A 15158-nucleotide genomic window follows, 5' to 3' on the forward strand; every position below is an offset into this window, starting at 1 on the left:
TCTGGATTAAATTTAGCTATTAAATTTCTTTGACTTCAACTAGATGAGAAATCTTGCGTGTCATGCCACGAATTGCTTCGTTATCAGGTTGCACGACTGTCTTATTTGTCTTTTTCAGACCTAAAGCGTGGGCAGTCTTAATTTGGTCTTGTTTACGGCCAATTAAGCTACGCTTAAGCGTAATTTCTAAGTTCGCCATCATTCTGCCTCCTAATTTAGAATTTCTTCAACAGTCTTACCACGAAGTTCAGCAACTTCTTCAGCAACTTTAAGCTGTTGGAGTCCTTCCATCGTAGCAGTAATCATGTTGATTGGTGTGTTTGAACCAAGGGATTTAGAAGTCACATCTTGGATACCCGCTAATTCAACAATCGCACGAACAGGTCCACCGGCAGCAACTCCAGAACCGGCAGCAGCTGGTTTTAAGAGAACTTTACCACCACAGAATTCACCAAGGACTTCATGAGGGATGGTTGAACCAGTCATTGGTACGGTGATCATTTTCTTCTTAGCGTCTTCAATCGCCTTACGGATTGCTTCAGGAACTTCTTGCGCTTTACCTGTACCAAATCCTACATGTCCTTCACGGTCACCTACAACGACTAAAGCTGAGAAACGTAGACGACGTCCACCTTTAACAACCTTTGTGACACGATTAATCGCAACAACGCGATCTTCGATTTCACCTAATGTTTCAGGGTTTACATATTCCATTCAATCTTTACCTCCTTATCCGATTAGAATTCTAAACCGTTCTCACGAGCGGCTTCAGCCAATGCTGCAACTCGGCCATGGTATACATATCCACCACGGTCAAATACAACTGTTTTAATGCCTTTTTCTTGAGCACGTTCAGCAACCAATTTACCAACTGCTTTGGCTTGGTCAACTTTGGTTCCTTCAATATTATCATCTAAACTTGAGGCACTGACAAGCGTCACACCCTCTACGTCATCAATAACTTGAGCATAGATGTTGGTGTTCGAACGGAACACGTTCAAGCGTGGGCACTCAGCAGTCCCAGAAATTTTATTACGAATACGCATATGGCGCTTCTTACGTTGTTTATTCTTATCTGGTTTTGTAATCATATTGTCACCTCTTTATTTGGAATATCATGCAGCAAGTAAGTTATTACTTACCAGTCTTACCTTCTTTACGACGTACATATTCGTCAACATAACGAATACCTTTACCTTTGTAGGGCTCTGGTGGACGAACGGCACGAATATTCGCGGCTAATTCGCCAACTTTCTCTTTGTTGAAGCCTTCAACAATAATTTGTGTGTTGCTTGGTACGTCAATTGCAACACCTTCGCCTGCTTCAAATTCAACTGGGTGAGATAGACCGACGTTCAAGACAAGTTTGTTGCCTTGTTTTTGTGCACGGTATCCAACACCGATCAGTTCCAATTCTTTCTTGAAACCAGTTGAGACACCTTCAATCATGTTTGCTACTAATGAGCGTGTAGTTCCATGGATTGAGCGGTTTTCTTTTTGATCGTTTGGACGTGTAAAAGTAATTACATTATCCTCTACATTTACTGCAATGGCGGGACTTAACTCACGAGTTAATTCGCCTTTAGGTCCTTTAACAGTCACAGTGTTTCCGTTTAATTCAACGGTTACGCCGGATGGGATTTCGATGGGTTTATTTCCAATACGACTCACAGGACCGCACCTCCTTATATTCTATAATATTTTTGTGAAATTACCAAACGTAAGCTAAGATTTCGCCGCCGATACCTTGTTGGCGAGCAACTTTATCAGTTACAACTCCATTTGAAGTTGAAACAATCGCGATTCCTAAGCCGTTTAGTACTTTAGGCATTTCTTCAGCTTGCGCATATACGCGAAGACCTGGTTTAGAAATACGTTTTAAGCCTGAAATAACTTTCTCGTCATTGCGACCATATTTCAATTTAACGGTGATTACGTTTTGTTTGTTATCTTCTTCTACTTCGTAACCTTTGATGAAACCTTCGTTTTTCAAAATTTCAGCAATGGCAACTTTCATATTTGAAGATGGAGCAGATACAGTTTGATGCATTTGTGCATTTGCATTACGGATGCGTGTTAGAAAGTCCGCAATTGGATCTGTCATTACCATATAGTGTTACCTCCTTAATCTTTCTGTAAAATAAGATTACCAGCTTGCTTTTTTCACGCCAGGAATTTGACCTTTGTAGGCAAGTTCGCGGAAGCAAATACGGCACAATTTGAACTTACGATATACAGAATGTGGACGTCCGCATCGTTCGCAGCGTGTGTAGTTACGAACGGAATATTTAGCGTCTTTTTTGTTCTTTTCGATCATTGATTTTCTAGCCAATTCATTCGCCTCCTTATATTATTTTCTAAATGGCATGCCTAGTTCTTTAAGTAGGGCATGTGATTCTTCGTCAGTTTTCGCAGTCGTTACAATTACGATATCCATCCCGCGAACACGGTCAACATTATCGTAGCTGATTTCTGGGAAAATTAATTGTTCTTTAACACCTAGTGTGTAGTTACCACGGCCGTCGAATGCGCGTGTTGAAATACCTTGGAAGTCACGTACACGTGGGAGTGATACGCTAATCAACTTATCTAAGAAGTCATACATGCGTTTGCCGCGTAGCGTTACTTTAGTACCAATTGGCATACCTTCACGTAGGCGGAAACCTGCGATAGATTTCTTAGCTTTTGTAATCACTGGTTTTTGTCCAGAGATTTGGGTTAACTCTTCCACTGCTTTGTCCAAGTTCTTAGAGTTTGCTACTGCATCCCCCACACCCATGTTGATGACGATTTTCTCGATTTTTGGAACTTCCATCACTGATGAGTAGTTAAATTGTTCTACTAATTTCGGTGTTACTTCGTTTAAATATTTCTCTTTCAAACGGTTTTCCATTGAAACAAGTCCTCCTTCCCCAAAATATTAGTTAATTGTTTCGTTTGTTTTCTTAGAATAACGCACTTTCTTACCATCTTCCATACGGTAGCCAACGCGTGTTAGTTCACCGTTTGACGGGTCGATTAACTGCACATTAGATACATGGATTGGTGCAGGGAATTCTTCGATTCCGCCTGTTGAAAGTTGAGATGGTTTTTGATGACGTTTACGGATGTTTACACCCTCAACGATTACGCGATCTTCTTTCGGCAATGTTTTAAGAACAGTTCCTTCTTGGCCTTTATCGCGTCCTGCGATTAGACGAACTGTGTCACCTGCTTTAATTCGCATAGTTCGGTTCCTCCTTGTCAGTGTATTATAGAACTTCTGGAGCTAATGAGACAATTCTCATGAAATTGTTGTCCCGTAATTCACGTGCCACTGGACCGAAGATACGTGTTCCACGAGGGCTATTATCGTCACGAATGATAACACAAGCATTCTCGTCGAATTTAATGTATGAACCGTCTTTACGGCGGGCACCAGTTTTCGTACGAACGATAACTGCTTTAACAACTTCACCTTTTTTGACAACTCCACCAGGCGTTGCATGTTTAACCGTCGCAACAATAACATCTCCAATGTTTGCTGTTTTGCGACCTGATCCACCTAAGACTTTGATCGCTAATACTTCACGAGCACCTGAGTTATCAGCAACTTTTAAGCGGCTTTCTTGTTGAATCATTTATATTCCTCCTTCCGATTGCGAGTTACAATTAGATGATAATAGCTTCTTCTACTACATCCAATAAGCGGAAGCGTTTCGTTTTAGACAATGGACGAGTTTCCATGATTGTCACGATGTCGCCTTCTTTTGCACGGTTGTTCTCATCATGGGCTGTATATTTCTTAGAGTATTTAATACGTTTACCATATTTCGGATGAGTTTTACGTGTTTCTACTTGGACGATAATTGTTTTATCGTTTTTGTCTGACACGACGCGACCACGGTATACTTTACGTTGATTACGTTCTTGTACTTCAGTCATTTATTTGCCTCCTTTGCCTTCTTATTGTTCAGCCAATTCTTGCTCGCGCAAAACTGTTTTTATTCTAGCAATTGTTTTACGTACTTTACGTAAACGGGCAGTGTCTTCTAATTGACCAGTTGCTAATTGGAATCGAAGGTTGAAGAGTTCTTGTTTGTATTCTTTTTCTTTCTCAACCATTTCAGCAGTGGAAAGTTCTCTGATTTCTTTAATTTGCATTCGATTCACCACCATATTCTTCACGTTTTACAAACTTAGTTTTGATTGGTAATTTGTGTGAGGCAAGACGGAATGCTTCGCGAGCTACTTCCTCAGAAACCCCATCAATTTCAAACATAATTTTACCACGTTTAACAGGTGCTACCCAGCCTTCTGGAGCCCCTTTACCAGATCCCATACGTACACCAATTGGTTTAGATGTATAAGATTTGTGAGGGAAAATCTTGATCCAAACTTTCCCACCACGTTTCATGTAACGAGTCATTGCAATACGGGCAGCTTCGATTTGACGGTTGGTAATCCAGCTTGATTCAACCGCGCGTAAACCGTATGACCCGAAATCTATGTTCTTACCGCCTTTAGCTTCTCCGCGCATTTTGCCACGGAATTCACGGCGGTGTTTCACACGTTTAGGTACTAACATTGATTAGTTCCCTCCTTCTGTTGTGTTGTTCACTCCAGGTAGGATTTCTCCACGACAGATCCAAACTTTAACTCCTATTTTTCCGTATGTTGTATCGGCTTCTTGCCATGAGTAGTCAATATCGGAGCGGAGTGTATGCAATGGTACGGTACCTTCACTATAGTGTTCTGTACGTGCCATATCTGCACCGTTTAGACGACCTGAAACTTGAGTTTTGATTCCTTGAGCTCCTGCGCGCATTGCACGTTGGATCGCTTGTTTCTGAGCGCGACGGAATGCTACACGGTTTTCAAGTTGTTGAGCGATATCTTCTGCGACTAATTTCGCATCTAAGTTAGGCTCTTTGATTTCTACAATGTTGATGTGGATTTTCTTGCCAGTTAAACGGCTCAATTCAGCGCGAAGTGCATCAACTTCTGCTCCACCTTTACCAATGACCATACCTGGTTTAGCTGTATGGATTGATACGATGACACGGTTTGAAGCACGTTCAATTTGAATCGTAGAAACAGAGGCCTCAGCGAATTTCTTCTCGATATGTTCGCGAATCTTTAAATCTTCATGTAAGTAATCAGCGTAGTCCTTGTCTGCATACCATTTAGCGTCCCAGTCACGGATAACGCCAACGCGCATGCCAATTGGATTAACTTTTTGACCCATTCGTTTATGCCTCCTCTTTCTCTGATACCACTACAGTAATGTGGCTTGTTCTTTTGTTGATTGGTGAAGCTGAACCACGAGCACGTGGACGGTAACGTTTCAAGGTTGGTCCTTCGTTTACGAAGGCTTCACTTACGTATAAGTTCTCTAAATCTAAATCATAGTTATGTTCTGCATTAGCAATTGCAGACATTAATACTTTCTCTACAACTGGTGAACCAGCTTTAGGCGTGAATTTCAAGATTGAAATTGCCTCATCGATGCGTTTACCGCGAATAAGATCGACAACTAAACGTACTTTACGAGGGGCAATACGCACTGTTTTGGCTGTTGCTTTTGCTGATGTAATTTGTTCTGCCATCTATTTCCCTCCTAATTAACGTTTGCTTGTTTGACGGTCATCTTTACTGTGTCCACGGTATGTACGTGTTGGAGCGAATTCTCCTAATTTGTGTCCTACCATATCTTCTTGGATATATACAGGAACGTGTTTACGTCCGTCATATACTGCAATGGTTAATCCGATGAAGTTCGGGAAGATGGTTGAACGACGAGACCATGTTTTGATGACTTGTTTTTTCGAATTGTTTTCTTGTTCTTGAACCTTTTTCATCAAATGCTCATCGACGAAAGGTCCTTTTTTCAAACTACGTGCCACTGTGTAGCCTCCCTTCAGCTGACTTTATTTAACTTACTTTCTCTTCGTACGACGTCCACGTACAATAAGTTTGCTTGATTTTTTCTTCTTGTTGCGAGTTTTGAGACCCAAAGTCTTCTTACCCCATGGAGATAATGGTGAAGGTCTACCAATTGGAGCACGGCCTTCCCCACCACCGTGTGGGTGATCGTTCGGGTTCATAACAGATCCGCGTACGGTTGGGCGTTTAGACATCCAGCGTGAACGACCTGCTTTACCTACGTTAATTAGTTCGTGTTGTTCGTTACCTACTGTACCGACTGTAGCGCGGCAAGTTGAAAGGATCATACGAACTTCACCAGAAGCTAGACGGACAAGGGTGTATTTACCTTCTTGACCTAATACTTGAGCAGCAGTACCTGCTGAACGTACTAATTGTCCACCTTTACCTGGCTTCATTTCAATGTTATGGATGAATGTACCCACTGGGATATTTACTAATGGAAGAGCATTCCCTACTTGGATATCCGCTTGTGGACCTGATTCAATCTTCTGACCTACTTTAAGGCCTTTAGGTGCTAGGATGTAAGTTTTCACACCGTCTTCGTAGTGAACTAAAGCGATGTTTGCGGTACGGTTTGGATCGTACTCAATTGTACGAACTGTTCCGACAACTCCATCTTTATTACGTTTAAAGTCGATTACACGGTAAGCACGTTTGTGACCGCCACCTTTATGGCGAACAGTGATTTTACCTTGTTTGCTGCGACCTGCATTTTGTTTCTTTGGTTCAAGCAATGATTTCTCAGGTTTATTTGTAGTGATCTCTGAGAAGTCATAGCCTGTCATATTACGACGTCCGTTTGTCGTCGCTTTATAATGTTTAATCGCCACAGTTTGTCCCTCCTATTTACTTAGTATTGCTCGAATTACTCTTCTGTGCTTGCTTGGAATAATTCGATATCTGCTGATGCGTCGGTTAACGTTACAATTGCTTTCTTGTAGCGGCGTGTATAACCTTGGTAACGTCCCATACGTTTTAATTTACCATCCACATTGATTGTGTTAACTTTCTTGACTTCAACACCTTCAAATAGAGCTTCGACGGCTTGTTTAATAAGGTTTTTGTTAGCGCGACGGTCTACTTCAAACGTATATTTCTTCTCGTCAATATCGTTCATTGATTGCTCAGTGATGACCGGGCGTAAGATTACTTCTGAAAATTCCATTATGCTAAAGCCTCCTCTACAGTGGATAATGCGGTTTGTGTGAATAGGACTTTATCATAATTAACCACGTCTAATACGTTAACGTTCAAGCTATCGATAACTTTTACGTTTGGTAAGTTGCGTGCAGACAAGTATGCATTGTCATTGTCTTGTTCAACTACTAAAAGCACTTTTGTATCGATATCTAAGTTTTGAAGAACTGCTTTGAATGCTTGTGTTTTTGGTTGTTCGAATGATAAAGCATCTACGACAACAAGAGCATCCTCTTGTACTTTCTGAGAAAGCGCAGATTTAATCGCTAATCTACGAACTTTCTTTGGTAGTTTGTAGCTGTAGTTGCGTTCTGTGGTTGGTCCGAATACGACTCCACCGCCAACCCATTGTGGTGAACGGATTGATCCTTGACGAGCACGACCTGTACCTTTCTGTCTCCAAGGTTTGCGTCCCCCGCCGCGAACTGCACTACGGTTTTTAACTGCGTGTGTTCCTTGGCGCATTGATGCACGTTGCATAATAACTGCATCGTATAATACTGCTTCATTTGGTTCGATACCAAATACGGCTTCGTTTAATTCGATTTCTCCGTTTTGGCTACCGTCTTGTTTAAATAATGTCACTTTAGGCATTTAAATATCCTCCTTCCATTCCCTTACTAAACAGATTTAACTGCTTGTTTGATTTCGACTAATGATTTCTTAGCTCCCGGAACGTTTCCTTTAATAAGGAGGACATTATCTTCCGGTTGAACTGCAACGATCTCTAAGTTTTGGATTGTCACAGTTTGGCCACCCATTTGACCTGGTAATTTCTTTCCTTTGAATACGCGACTTGGGTCAGCAGCCATTGCCATTGCCCCTGGTCCGCGGTGGTAACGAGAACCGTGAGCCATTGGTCCACGTGCTTGGCCGTGACGTTTGATAGCCCCTTGGAAACCTTTACCTTTGGATGTACCCGTCACATCGACGATATCACCAACTGCGAATGTTTCTACTGTGATTTCTTGTCCAACTTCATATTCTCCTAGCTCGACATCACGAAACTCGCGAATGAAGCGCTTAGGAGTAGCATCTGCTTTTGCTACATGACCTTTATGCGGTTTGTTAGCTAATACTTCACGTTTATCTTGGAAACCTAACTGAACAGCTTCGTATCCGTCTGTTTCGTTTGTTTTTACTTGTAAAACAACGTTAGGTTCAGCTTGGATAACTGTTACAGGAATAAGTTCTCCGTTTTCAGTAAAGAATTGCGTCATACCGACTTTTGTTCCTAAGATTCCTTTGGTCATGAGTACACCTCCGTTTTATTTATTTTTTTATAATTTAATTTCGACATCCACACCACTAGGTAAATCTAATTTCATCAATGCATCAACTGTTTGAGCTGTTGGATTGATGATATCGATTAAACGTTTGTGTGTGCGCATTTCGAATTGCTCACGTGAATCTTTGTCTTTGTGCGGTGAACGGATAACAGTATATACTGAACGATCTGTTGGTAATGGAATAGGTCCAGCCGTTTCTGCTCCAGTTCTTTGCGCTGATTCAACGATTTTATTCGCTGATACATCAAGAGCACGGTGCTCATATGCTTTTAAGCGAATACGAATTTTTTGGTTTGCCATGTGAGTTCCTCCTCGTCAATTTTTAGAAAATGACTTGCTCCACAGGAATTACCGACCGCCAGTGGCAACATATCCTAGCGTGTCGCAACCTCCTATTTCAACGCTGTCAAGGTCATCCAGAGTATATCCTGATGACACAACGAGTATTATACCGAAACAAATCGCGAGACGCAAGCACTTTTTGCCAAATAAATTCATTTGTTATATAATATGGCGTATTCTCATCCAAGTTTAATATATTGCCATTAATCCCCAAAGCTACTGTTAATATAGATAGATTAGACCAAGGAGCCAATCATGTTTATTACCCATTCCAAAAAAGCACACCCCCCTGCTATCCAACGGGCTGAAGCTATCGCGGATCGTTATCAATTAGACTTTTATCCCCGCACGAAGCTAGCTATTACAAAGATGATGACCCAGCTAAAAGACGATGCCTTCGTCGTCGGCAACGACTTTAATGAACTTTACCTGCAAGAAGAAGCCACCAAAGCCTTGCGCTTTCACCCGAGCTTTGGCAAATTGCGCATTTATCACCTAAATCATACTGGCTATGATCCACTTATTGACGTATGCAACCTTCAAGCGGGCGACACCTTCCTCGACTGCACAATGGGATTGGCAGCCGATAGCCTAGTTGCAAGTTATACTGTTGGTCCATCAGGCCATGTTCAAGCGGTTGAGGGAAGCTTTCCGATTTACTTACTTGTCAGCTTAGGCCTCAAACAATATGCGGAAGACGACACCCTAATTGAAGCGATGCGCCGCATCGATTGCATCCACTCTGATTACTTAACACATTTAAAAGGGCTTGCTGATAAGTCATTTGACGTGGTCTACTTCGACCCGATGTTCACCGAAGCGATCGAAACCTCCACTGCTATCCGTGATTTAGATCAAGCAACCCTGAAAGATGATTTGCCACTAGAGGCTATCCAAGAAGCTAGACGGGTCGCCAAACGCCGAGTCGTTCTAAAAGACCACTTCCGTAGCCAGCGCTTTGAGACTTTAGGCTTCACGCGAATTATCCGCCCTTCCAGCCGGGTTCATTATGGCTACATCGACGTTTAAGTTTACACCCATCCTGTTGACTCTTGTCAATGCGGCTTCCGATTAATAGCACAAATAAACCTCACCCCCTGACGCTTGTTTACGAACCAGGGGGTGAGGTTAGATTGTAAATTTAAAAGACTAGACGAATACACAAGTAATTTAAGTCCTTCTTTCTGCGCAAGTCACCGTTCTACGAAACTTAATGTCCACTAGGAAAGACCGCTATCGAAAGAAGCATCACATTATGGCGCTACATTCCTTGCAATATTCAACTTCAAATCGGTCTGCTCTAAACTGCTTCGGCGCTTGGTGGACTCCCGGAACATCTCTTTCAAGTCTTGGCTGTTCGATGTCTGAATGGCTTGCTTCATTGCTTGCCACTCCGTCTCAAAGGCAGCCATCGATTCCAACAAAGATTCCTTATTATATAGGAAGAGTTGCGCCCAAAGCTCATCATTAATCTTCGCAATTCGGGTCAATTCTCGGAAACTATCCCCGACAAAGCTTGCCGTATCCCGATCATGGCGGTCACTATTCATCAAAGCGACGGCTAGCACATGGCATAATTGACTGGTATAGGCAATCATCTCATCATGAAATTCCGGCGTCACATGGGTAATCCGGCGAAAGCCAATCGCATCCAGTATCAATTCTAGCTTGTCGATGTTAGCTTGTTGATTTCTCGGGCGAGGCATCAATAGGTAATTTGCCCCATGGAAGACACCTGCTTCCGCATATTCATAACCTTGGTTTTCCCGACCGGCCATTGGATGGCCAAAGATGTAATCCACATCCGGGCGCAAAATCGCCTCAACTTGCTGGATTAAACTGCCCTTAACACCGACGGTATCGGTAATAATGGCTCCTTTTTTGAAAGCATCTTGATGGGTTTGGATAAAGTCAACTAAGTCATCTGGATACAGAGAAATTATCACGACATCCGCTTGTTGGAGGATGCTCTCATTGCTGGTTTCTCCCTGAGTGATAATTCGCTCGTCGAGGGCCCGCTGAATGGTCGCTGCATTCGTATCAATCCCTAACAAATTCACATGTATGACATTCTGCGCCCTCAGTCCTTTGGCAAAAGATCCGCCAATAACCCCCAAGCCGACTAAGGCAATATTAAGCGGTCGCATAAGCCTCTCCTCCAATCTTTCCATCGTTCATCGGCTCGAAACATCCAATCAATTGCATCCGATTACTTGCATAAGCTAGCGTCTTCCAGAAAATTTCCATATCAATTCCCACATGGCTAATATCCACTTCAATGAAGAAACCATAGGCGAAAGGCTGGTCAGCAATCGGTCGTGCGTCTAAGCCTTCCAAGTTGCAATCATATAAGTTAAAGGTATTCAATAACTTGGCTAAGGCACCTGGCTTATGGGGCGTTTCGACATACAGCATTAACCGAGTACGCTTTGGATGCTCTCCCCGCATCTCTTGCAAGTATTTGCCAATGCCCTCTCCCGGTTCTACAAAGGACTCCATTAGAAAGAAACGCGTTGTATTCGTCTCCTCACTTTGAATCTCTTTCTGAAGGGGAATTAATTGATACAAGTCGCCACAACGGGGACTGGCTAAAGCAGCCAACTTAGGATTCTGCTCATCTGCGACCAATTTAGCCGATTGGGCTGTGTCGGTATAGGCAATGGGTTGAATCCAAGGATGCGCTGCAAAGAAATTACGGCATTGCGACAGGGCTTCTGGATGCGAGTATACCTCTTCCAAGTCCTCAATGCGTCCACCTGGCACACCCCACAGGATATGCTGTACGGGCTGGTATACTTCAGCTGTTGCCAATACACTCTGGCCACGATATAAATCCATCGTCCGATCAATAAGGCCGGTGGTAGAATTCTCTACTGGCATCATGGCTGCATCTAATTTTTGAGAGGCGACATCTTGCACAAGTTCCACAAAAGAATTATAGCCGAGCATATCCAAATTTTTAATTTCAGCTTGCTTACGCTCTTGATATTGAATGCTTGCTGCTTCGCTATAAGAGCCAGCAATTCCTTGATAACCTATCTTCACTTAAACCCTCCTATACCATCACACCGCTAAAGCCTTGAATAAACTGCTTCGTCCGCTCATGCTTCGGCTGTTCAAAGACTTGCGCCGGACTCCCATCCTCCAAGATATGCCCTTGATCTAAGAAGATAACATAATCCGATACCTCTTTGGCGAAGGTCATCTCATGGGTCACCAAAATCATCGTCGTATCATTATGGGCAATATCTTGAATCAATTCCAGAATCCCACCAACTAATTCCGGGTCTAAGGCGGATGTTGGTTCATCAAATAAGATAACTTCTGGTTGAATTGCAAGAGCCCGAGCGATACCAACCCGTTGCTGCTGCCCGCCTGACAAACGACTTGGGTAGTAATCCATCCGATTGGCCATCCCTACTTGCTCTAAATAGTGACTCGCCTTATCGCGGGCTTCACTTTCCGGCAGTTTCTGAACCATCAACAAGTTCTCCATCACATTCTCTAAAGCCGTCTTCTTCGAGAAGAGAGCATAATTCTGAAAAACCATAGCAGTTTGCCGGCGAATTGCTAAGATGTCTTGCTTGGACACATGTGCTACATCATAAGTTTGCGTACCTAAGGTAATCAGCCCCGAATCCGGTTGCTCCAAGAAATTAATCGTACGAAGTAAGGTCGATTTACCCGACCCACTGGACCCGATAATGGTCAAGACATCTCCTGTAGACACTTCCATATGGATATTATTAAGCACTTGATTGTTGTTAAAGGATTTATTCCATTGTTCTAATTTCAGCATACGATCTCTCCTCTCACGCCTTTGTATCTGGGGCTACTGAATCAACTTGGGCTTCCGGGTCAATCGCATCCACGTCTAAACGCTTCTCCAACCAACCGACAAACCATTCAATTAACAAGCAACATACCCAATAAATTAAAGCTACAGCAATATAAGCTTCGAAGAAACGTAAGTTAGCTCCCGCAATAATCCGCGCCTGACCCATAATATCAATCACCGTCACCGTGAAGGCCAAAGACGTTCCTTTGAGTAAGCTAATTAAGCTATTACCCAAGTTAGGAATTGCCACAATCATCGCAGAAGGCAGTACAATACGGCGCATTGTCTGACCATCCGTCAAACCGATTGCCTTGGCAGCTTCAATCTCGCTCTTATTCACTGAGAGAATAGCTGCCCGGAAGGTCTCGGAATTATAAGCCGCTTCATTCAGCCCAAAGGCAATAAAGACGTAGATTAAAGCCGGAATACTATTCACGTCAAAACTCCAACCGAACTGCTGATTCAACCAACGCACCACCAAAGGGAAACCATAATAAGCTAAGAAAAGTTGAACTAGCTGTGGGGTTCCCCGCATAAATGATACAAATAAAGTCATTAATTGCGCAAGTACCGGCACTTTGTTAATCTTGGCTAAGGCAATTAAGAAACCTAGCACCAAACCAATAAGAGCAGAAACAAACGTCATCATGAGGGTAATCGGTAATTTACCAAGAATGGTCGGCAGAATATCAGGAATAATCTCCGGTGCAAAAAGCTTACCCTCGCTTGAAGCTTCAGTATCCGCTACGTCCAATTCCCCGGCCGCCGCCTGCCGCTCTGCTTCAATAACGTCATTCTTCTCAATAATAGCTTCACTTAACTGGGCATTATCTTCGCCGAAATAAGTCTGACTCAATTGGCTCAAGGTGCCATCGGCACGCATCTCTGCCAAGGCCCCATCAATCGCTTCGCGTAAGTCAAGGTCTTCTTGTCGGTAAATGAAGTAAGAGCCAGGAGGTTGAATGGCGTCTTCATTCTCAATGGGGTGCCGCTTCAACTCAATACCGTAAGTATTCTGTACATCATTGAGATAAGTGGTTGAATAGATGGTCGCATCGAAGCGTCCGGTATAGACATCGCGAATAATTTGTGAGGGATCCGAGTCTACATATTGAATATCCACCGCCTTATCCGGATGCTCTTCATTCCAAGCTTCCAAGAACATGGACTGGGGCGAAGCCGCAACGACCCCGAAGCTTTGCCCAGCCATCTCTGCCATCGTTAAATTATCCGGCGCTTCCGTATCGGTAATCATCACATTATGGGTTACCACATAAGGATAATGGGAGAAGAGGTATTTCTCGCGTCGTTCCTCATTCTCGCCAAGATTATTCGCCACCATATCAAAGTTCCCTGCGTCTAAGCCAGCGAATAGCGACGGAAATTCCGTAATCTCATAAGTAAACGATAAATTCGGTACTCGCCGGGCAACTTCCTTTAGAATATCAATTTCTAGACCAGTTAACTCATTGTTCTCATCGAAATAATTATTCGGCTTTGTTTGCCCAGTTGTCCCCACGACCACCCGACGCATCGCCGTCCCAGCCTCGCCTAAACGTTCGGCTTCAATGGCATCATTCTTTTCAATAATCTCTGGTGTTAACTGTGAATTATCTTCACCGAAATACTTCATGCTAATCGCTTTAAGTGTGCCATCTTCACGCATCTCAGCTAAGGCTTCATCCATTTGCTCTCTAAGTTCAATATCTTCTGGCTGGTAAATAAAGTATGAGCCCGGCGGGCGAATCGCATCTTCATTCTCAATTGGATGACGTTTCAGTTCAATGCCATAAGTAGACTGCACATCATTTAAGTAGGTTGTCGAATAAATCGTTGCATCGAACCGCCCGGTATAGACGTCCCGAATAATTTGTGACGGATCAGAATCCACGTACTGAATATCTACTGCCCTATCCGGATGTTCTTCATTCCATGCCTCAAGAAACATGGATTGGGGAGACGCTGGTACTACCCCAAAGGATTGGCCGGCCATATCTTCCATCGTTAGATTGTCCTCTGCATCCTTATCGGTAATAAGCACATTATGGGTGATAACATAAGGATATTGTGAGAAGAGATACTTTTCGCGTCGCTCTTCATTCTCACCCAAATTATTCGCAACTAAATCGAAATTTCCTGAATCCAGCCCAGCGAATAAGGAAGCAAATTCGGTAATCTCATAAGTAAATTCAAGGCCCTCCACCCGTTCTTCAATCTCACTTAGAATTTCTATCTCTAAGCCCGTTAGTTCATTATTCTCATCGAAATAATTACTTGGCTTGGTCTGACCGGATGTGCCGACAACTACTTTACGCACCGCATCTTCTTGGGCAGCAACCTCCTGCAGATTGCTCCCCCAAATATTGCCTAGTGGCAGAATCATTACGGCAGCCAGGAGAAGCCGCCATATCTTGTTAAGTCTTTCCATTATAACCCCTCTTTCAAACAAAAAAACCAGCATTAGATGTCCTAATGCTGGTAATCTCTCGGAATATGGGCTAGAGCCCTTGAGATAGCCTACATTAGACATTGTCATCTATGTAGGCAGGCTAACGCTTACTTCC

At 43.1% G+C, this 15158-nt stretch carries 25 protein-coding genes; 1 reads left to right on the forward strand and 24 read right to left on the reverse strand.

The window, feature by feature from the left end; translation table 11 throughout:
* Positions 1 to 19: 19 nt before the first annotated feature.
* Genes rpmD through rpsJ form a run of 20 tightly spaced genes read right to left on the reverse strand, consistent with a single transcriptional unit; the run spans position 20 to position 8714 of the window.
* Positions 20 to 199, reverse strand: a complete 180-nt coding sequence (rpmD, locus tag CL176_RS11200; protein WP_118991356.1) for a 50S ribosomal protein L30 — start codon at positions 197 to 199, stop codon at positions 20 to 22.
* Between the two features lie 11 nt (positions 200 to 210).
* The gene (gene rpsE, locus CL176_RS11205) at positions 211 to 714 is read right to left on the reverse strand and encodes a 30S ribosomal protein S5 (protein WP_118991357.1); all 504 of its coding nucleotides are present in this window, start codon (positions 712 to 714) and stop codon (positions 211 to 213) included.
* A 23-nt stretch (positions 715 to 737) separates the two neighbouring features.
* Positions 738 to 1091 (reverse strand): 50S ribosomal protein L18, encoded by a 354-nt coding sequence (gene rplR, locus CL176_RS11210; RefSeq protein ID WP_118991358.1) that lies wholly within the window; start codon positions 1089 to 1091, stop codon positions 738 to 740.
* Between the two features lie 43 nt (positions 1092 to 1134).
* Positions 1135 to 1671, reverse strand: coding sequence for a 50S ribosomal protein L6 (rplF, locus tag CL176_RS11215; protein ID WP_118991359.1), 537 nt, complete (start codon positions 1669 to 1671; stop codon positions 1135 to 1137).
* A 40-nt stretch (positions 1672 to 1711) separates the two neighbouring features.
* A complete protein-coding gene (rpsH, locus tag CL176_RS11220) occupies positions 1712 to 2110 on the reverse strand; it encodes a 30S ribosomal protein S8 (protein WP_118991360.1) in 399 nt (132 codons plus the stop codon).
* Positions 2111 to 2146: 36 nt separating this feature from the next.
* Entirely contained in the window at positions 2147 to 2332 is a 186-nt protein-coding gene (locus CL176_RS11225) for a type Z 30S ribosomal protein S14 (RefSeq protein WP_118991361.1), read from the reverse strand.
* Between the two features lie 18 nt (positions 2333 to 2350).
* Positions 2351 to 2893, reverse strand: a complete 543-nt coding sequence (gene rplE, locus CL176_RS11230; protein WP_118991362.1) for a 50S ribosomal protein L5 — start codon at positions 2891 to 2893, stop codon at positions 2351 to 2353.
* A gap of 27 nt (positions 2894 to 2920) precedes the next feature.
* Positions 2921 to 3226 carry a 50S ribosomal protein L24 gene (gene rplX / locus CL176_RS11235; protein WP_118991363.1) on the reverse strand — a complete coding sequence of 102 codons (306 nt, stop codon included), beginning with the start codon at positions 3224 to 3226 and terminating at the stop codon, positions 2921 to 2923.
* A gap of 25 nt (positions 3227 to 3251) precedes the next feature.
* Positions 3252 to 3620, reverse strand: coding sequence for a 50S ribosomal protein L14 (gene rplN / locus CL176_RS11240; RefSeq protein WP_118991364.1), 369 nt, complete (start codon positions 3618 to 3620; stop codon positions 3252 to 3254).
* A 31-nt stretch (positions 3621 to 3651) separates the two neighbouring features.
* Positions 3652 to 3924 carry a 30S ribosomal protein S17 gene (gene rpsQ, locus CL176_RS11245; RefSeq protein ID WP_118991365.1) on the reverse strand — a complete coding sequence of 91 codons (273 nt, stop codon included), beginning with the start codon at positions 3922 to 3924 and terminating at the stop codon, positions 3652 to 3654.
* Between the two features lie 21 nt (positions 3925 to 3945).
* The gene (rpmC, locus tag CL176_RS11250) at positions 3946 to 4143 is read right to left on the reverse strand and encodes a 50S ribosomal protein L29 (RefSeq protein ID WP_118991366.1); all 198 of its coding nucleotides are present in this window, start codon (positions 4141 to 4143) and stop codon (positions 3946 to 3948) included.
* Positions 4133 to 4567 (reverse strand): 50S ribosomal protein L16, encoded by a 435-nt coding sequence (gene rplP, locus CL176_RS11255; RefSeq protein ID WP_118991367.1) that lies wholly within the window; start codon positions 4565 to 4567, stop codon positions 4133 to 4135. Before rplP ends, rpmC begins: the two co-directional genes overlap by 11 nt.
* 3 nt (positions 4568 to 4570) lie before the next feature.
* Positions 4571 to 5227: a 30S ribosomal protein S3 gene (rpsC, locus tag CL176_RS11260; protein WP_118991368.1), complete on the reverse strand. Its 657-nt coding sequence runs from the start codon at positions 5225 to 5227 to the stop codon at positions 4571 to 4573.
* Between the two features lie 4 nt (positions 5228 to 5231).
* Positions 5232 to 5588, reverse strand: a complete 357-nt coding sequence (gene rplV / locus CL176_RS11265; RefSeq protein ID WP_118991369.1) for a 50S ribosomal protein L22 — start codon at positions 5586 to 5588, stop codon at positions 5232 to 5234.
* Positions 5589 to 5603: 15 nt separating this feature from the next.
* Positions 5604 to 5885, reverse strand: coding sequence for a 30S ribosomal protein S19 (gene rpsS / locus CL176_RS11270; RefSeq protein WP_118991370.1), 282 nt, complete (start codon positions 5883 to 5885; stop codon positions 5604 to 5606).
* Positions 5886 to 5918: 33 nt separating this feature from the next.
* Positions 5919 to 6758, reverse strand: a complete 840-nt coding sequence (rplB, locus tag CL176_RS11275; protein ID WP_118991371.1) for a 50S ribosomal protein L2 — start codon at positions 6756 to 6758, stop codon at positions 5919 to 5921.
* 35 nt (positions 6759 to 6793) lie between these two features.
* The gene (gene rplW / locus CL176_RS11280; RefSeq protein ID WP_118991372.1) at positions 6794 to 7093 is read right to left on the reverse strand and encodes a 50S ribosomal protein L23; all 300 of its coding nucleotides are present in this window, start codon (positions 7091 to 7093) and stop codon (positions 6794 to 6796) included.
* The gene (gene rplD, locus CL176_RS11285) at positions 7093 to 7719 is read right to left on the reverse strand and encodes a 50S ribosomal protein L4 (RefSeq protein ID WP_118991373.1); all 627 of its coding nucleotides are present in this window, start codon (positions 7717 to 7719) and stop codon (positions 7093 to 7095) included. The genes rplW and rplD overlap by 1 nt, the downstream gene beginning before the upstream one ends.
* A 26-nt stretch (positions 7720 to 7745) precedes the next feature.
* On the reverse strand, positions 7746 to 8378 hold the full coding sequence (gene rplC, locus CL176_RS11290) for a 50S ribosomal protein L3 (protein ID WP_118991374.1): 633 nt from the start codon (positions 8376 to 8378) through the stop codon (positions 7746 to 7748).
* A 27-nt stretch (positions 8379 to 8405) separates the two neighbouring features.
* Positions 8406 to 8714: a 30S ribosomal protein S10 gene (gene rpsJ / locus CL176_RS11295; protein ID WP_118991375.1), complete on the reverse strand. Its 309-nt coding sequence runs from the start codon at positions 8712 to 8714 to the stop codon at positions 8406 to 8408.
* Positions 8715 to 9011: 297 nt separating this feature from the next.
* Here rpsJ and CL176_RS11300 point away from each other — a divergent pair, with 297 nt between their 5' ends.
* Positions 9012 to 9785: a class I SAM-dependent methyltransferase gene (locus CL176_RS11300; protein ID WP_118991376.1), complete on the forward strand. Its 774-nt coding sequence runs from the start codon at positions 9012 to 9014 to the stop codon at positions 9783 to 9785.
* A gap of 224 nt (positions 9786 to 10009) precedes the next feature.
* Here the strand turns inward: CL176_RS11300 and CL176_RS11305 are convergent, their stop codons facing one another.
* From CL176_RS11305 to CL176_RS11320, 4 genes are read right to left on the reverse strand one after another with little or no spacing between them, the layout of a single operon-like run.
* Positions 10010 to 10903 carry a prephenate dehydrogenase gene (locus CL176_RS11305; RefSeq protein ID WP_162890971.1) on the reverse strand — a complete coding sequence of 298 codons (894 nt, stop codon included), beginning with the start codon at positions 10901 to 10903 and terminating at the stop codon, positions 10010 to 10012.
* Positions 10890 to 11801 (reverse strand): prephenate dehydratase, encoded by a 912-nt coding sequence (locus CL176_RS11310; RefSeq protein WP_118991378.1) that lies wholly within the window; start codon positions 11799 to 11801, stop codon positions 10890 to 10892. Before CL176_RS11310 ends, CL176_RS11305 begins: the two co-directional genes overlap by 14 nt.
* A 10-nt stretch (positions 11802 to 11811) precedes the next feature.
* The gene (locus CL176_RS11315; protein ID WP_118991379.1) at positions 11812 to 12555 is read right to left on the reverse strand and encodes an amino acid ABC transporter ATP-binding protein; all 744 of its coding nucleotides are present in this window, start codon (positions 12553 to 12555) and stop codon (positions 11812 to 11814) included.
* A gap of 13 nt (positions 12556 to 12568) precedes the next feature.
* A complete protein-coding gene (locus CL176_RS11320) occupies positions 12569 to 15022 on the reverse strand; it encodes an ABC transporter substrate-binding protein/permease (RefSeq protein ID WP_240430555.1) in 2454 nt (817 codons plus the stop codon).
* Positions 15023 to 15158 lie beyond the last annotated feature (136 nt).

Source organism: Suicoccus acidiformans (assembly GCF_003546865.1).
In the GTDB taxonomy this organism is placed as follows: domain Bacteria; phylum Bacillota; class Bacilli; order Lactobacillales; family Aerococcaceae; genus Suicoccus; species Suicoccus acidiformans.

Excerpts from the sequence above, each read along its gene's own strand:
- rpmD (WP_118991356.1), bottom strand. The coding sequence starts at position 199 with ATGGCGAACTTAGAAATTACGCTTAAGCGTAGCTTAATTGGCCGTAAA.
- rpsE (WP_118991357.1), bottom strand. The coding sequence starts at position 714 with ATGGAATATGTAAACCCTGAAACATTAGGTGAAATCGAAGATCGCGTT.
- rplR (WP_118991358.1), bottom strand. The coding sequence starts at position 1,091 with ATGATTACAAAACCAGATAAGAATAAACAACGTAAGAAGCGCCATATG.
- rpsH (WP_118991360.1), bottom strand. The coding sequence starts at position 2,110 with ATGGTAATGACAGATCCAATTGCGGACTTTCTAACACGCATCCGTAAT.
- rplE (WP_118991362.1), bottom strand. The coding sequence starts at position 2,893 with ATGGAAAACCGTTTGAAAGAGAAATATTTAAACGAAGTAACACCGAAA.
- rplX (WP_118991363.1), bottom strand. The coding sequence starts at position 3,226 with ATGCGAATTAAAGCAGGTGACACAGTTCGTCTAATCGCAGGACGCGAT.
- rplN (WP_118991364.1), bottom strand. The coding sequence starts at position 3,620 with ATGATTCAACAAGAAAGCCGCTTAAAAGTTGCTGATAACTCAGGTGCT.
- rpsQ (WP_118991365.1), bottom strand. The coding sequence starts at position 3,924 with ATGACTGAAGTACAAGAACGTAATCAACGTAAAGTATACCGTGGTCGC.
- rpmC (WP_118991366.1), bottom strand. The coding sequence starts at position 4,143 with ATGCAAATTAAAGAAATCAGAGAACTTTCCACTGCTGAAATGGTTGAG.
- rplP (WP_118991367.1), bottom strand. The coding sequence starts at position 4,567 with ATGTTAGTACCTAAACGTGTGAAACACCGCCGTGAATTCCGTGGCAAA.
- rpsC (WP_118991368.1), bottom strand. The coding sequence starts at position 5,227 with ATGGGTCAAAAAGTTAATCCAATTGGCATGCGCGTTGGCGTTATCCGT.
- rplV (WP_118991369.1), bottom strand. The coding sequence starts at position 5,588 with ATGGCAGAACAAATTACATCAGCAAAAGCAACAGCCAAAACAGTGCGT.
- rplW (WP_118991372.1), bottom strand. The coding sequence starts at position 7,093 with ATGGAATTTTCAGAAGTAATCTTACGCCCGGTCATCACTGAGCAATCA.
- rplD (WP_118991373.1), bottom strand. The coding sequence starts at position 7,719 with ATGCCTAAAGTGACATTATTTAAACAAGACGGTAGCCAAAACGGAGAA.
- rplC (WP_118991374.1), bottom strand. The coding sequence starts at position 8,378 with ATGACCAAAGGAATCTTAGGAACAAAAGTCGGTATGACGCAATTCTTT.
- rpsJ (WP_118991375.1), bottom strand. The coding sequence starts at position 8,714 with ATGGCAAACCAAAAAATTCGTATTCGCTTAAAAGCATATGAGCACCGT.
- CL176_RS11300 (WP_118991376.1), top strand. The coding sequence starts at position 9,012 with ATGTTTATTACCCATTCCAAAAAAGCACACCCCCCTGCTATCCAACGG.
- CL176_RS11305 (WP_162890971.1), bottom strand. The coding sequence starts at position 10,903 with ATGCGACCGCTTAATATTGCCTTAGTCGGCTTGGGGGTTATTGGCGGA.
- CL176_RS11315 (WP_118991379.1), bottom strand. The coding sequence starts at position 12,555 with ATGCTGAAATTAGAACAATGGAATAAATCCTTTAACAACAATCAAGTG.
- CL176_RS11320 (WP_240430555.1), bottom strand. The coding sequence starts at position 15,022 with ATGGAAAGACTTAACAAGATATGGCGGCTTCTCCTGGCTGCCGTAATG.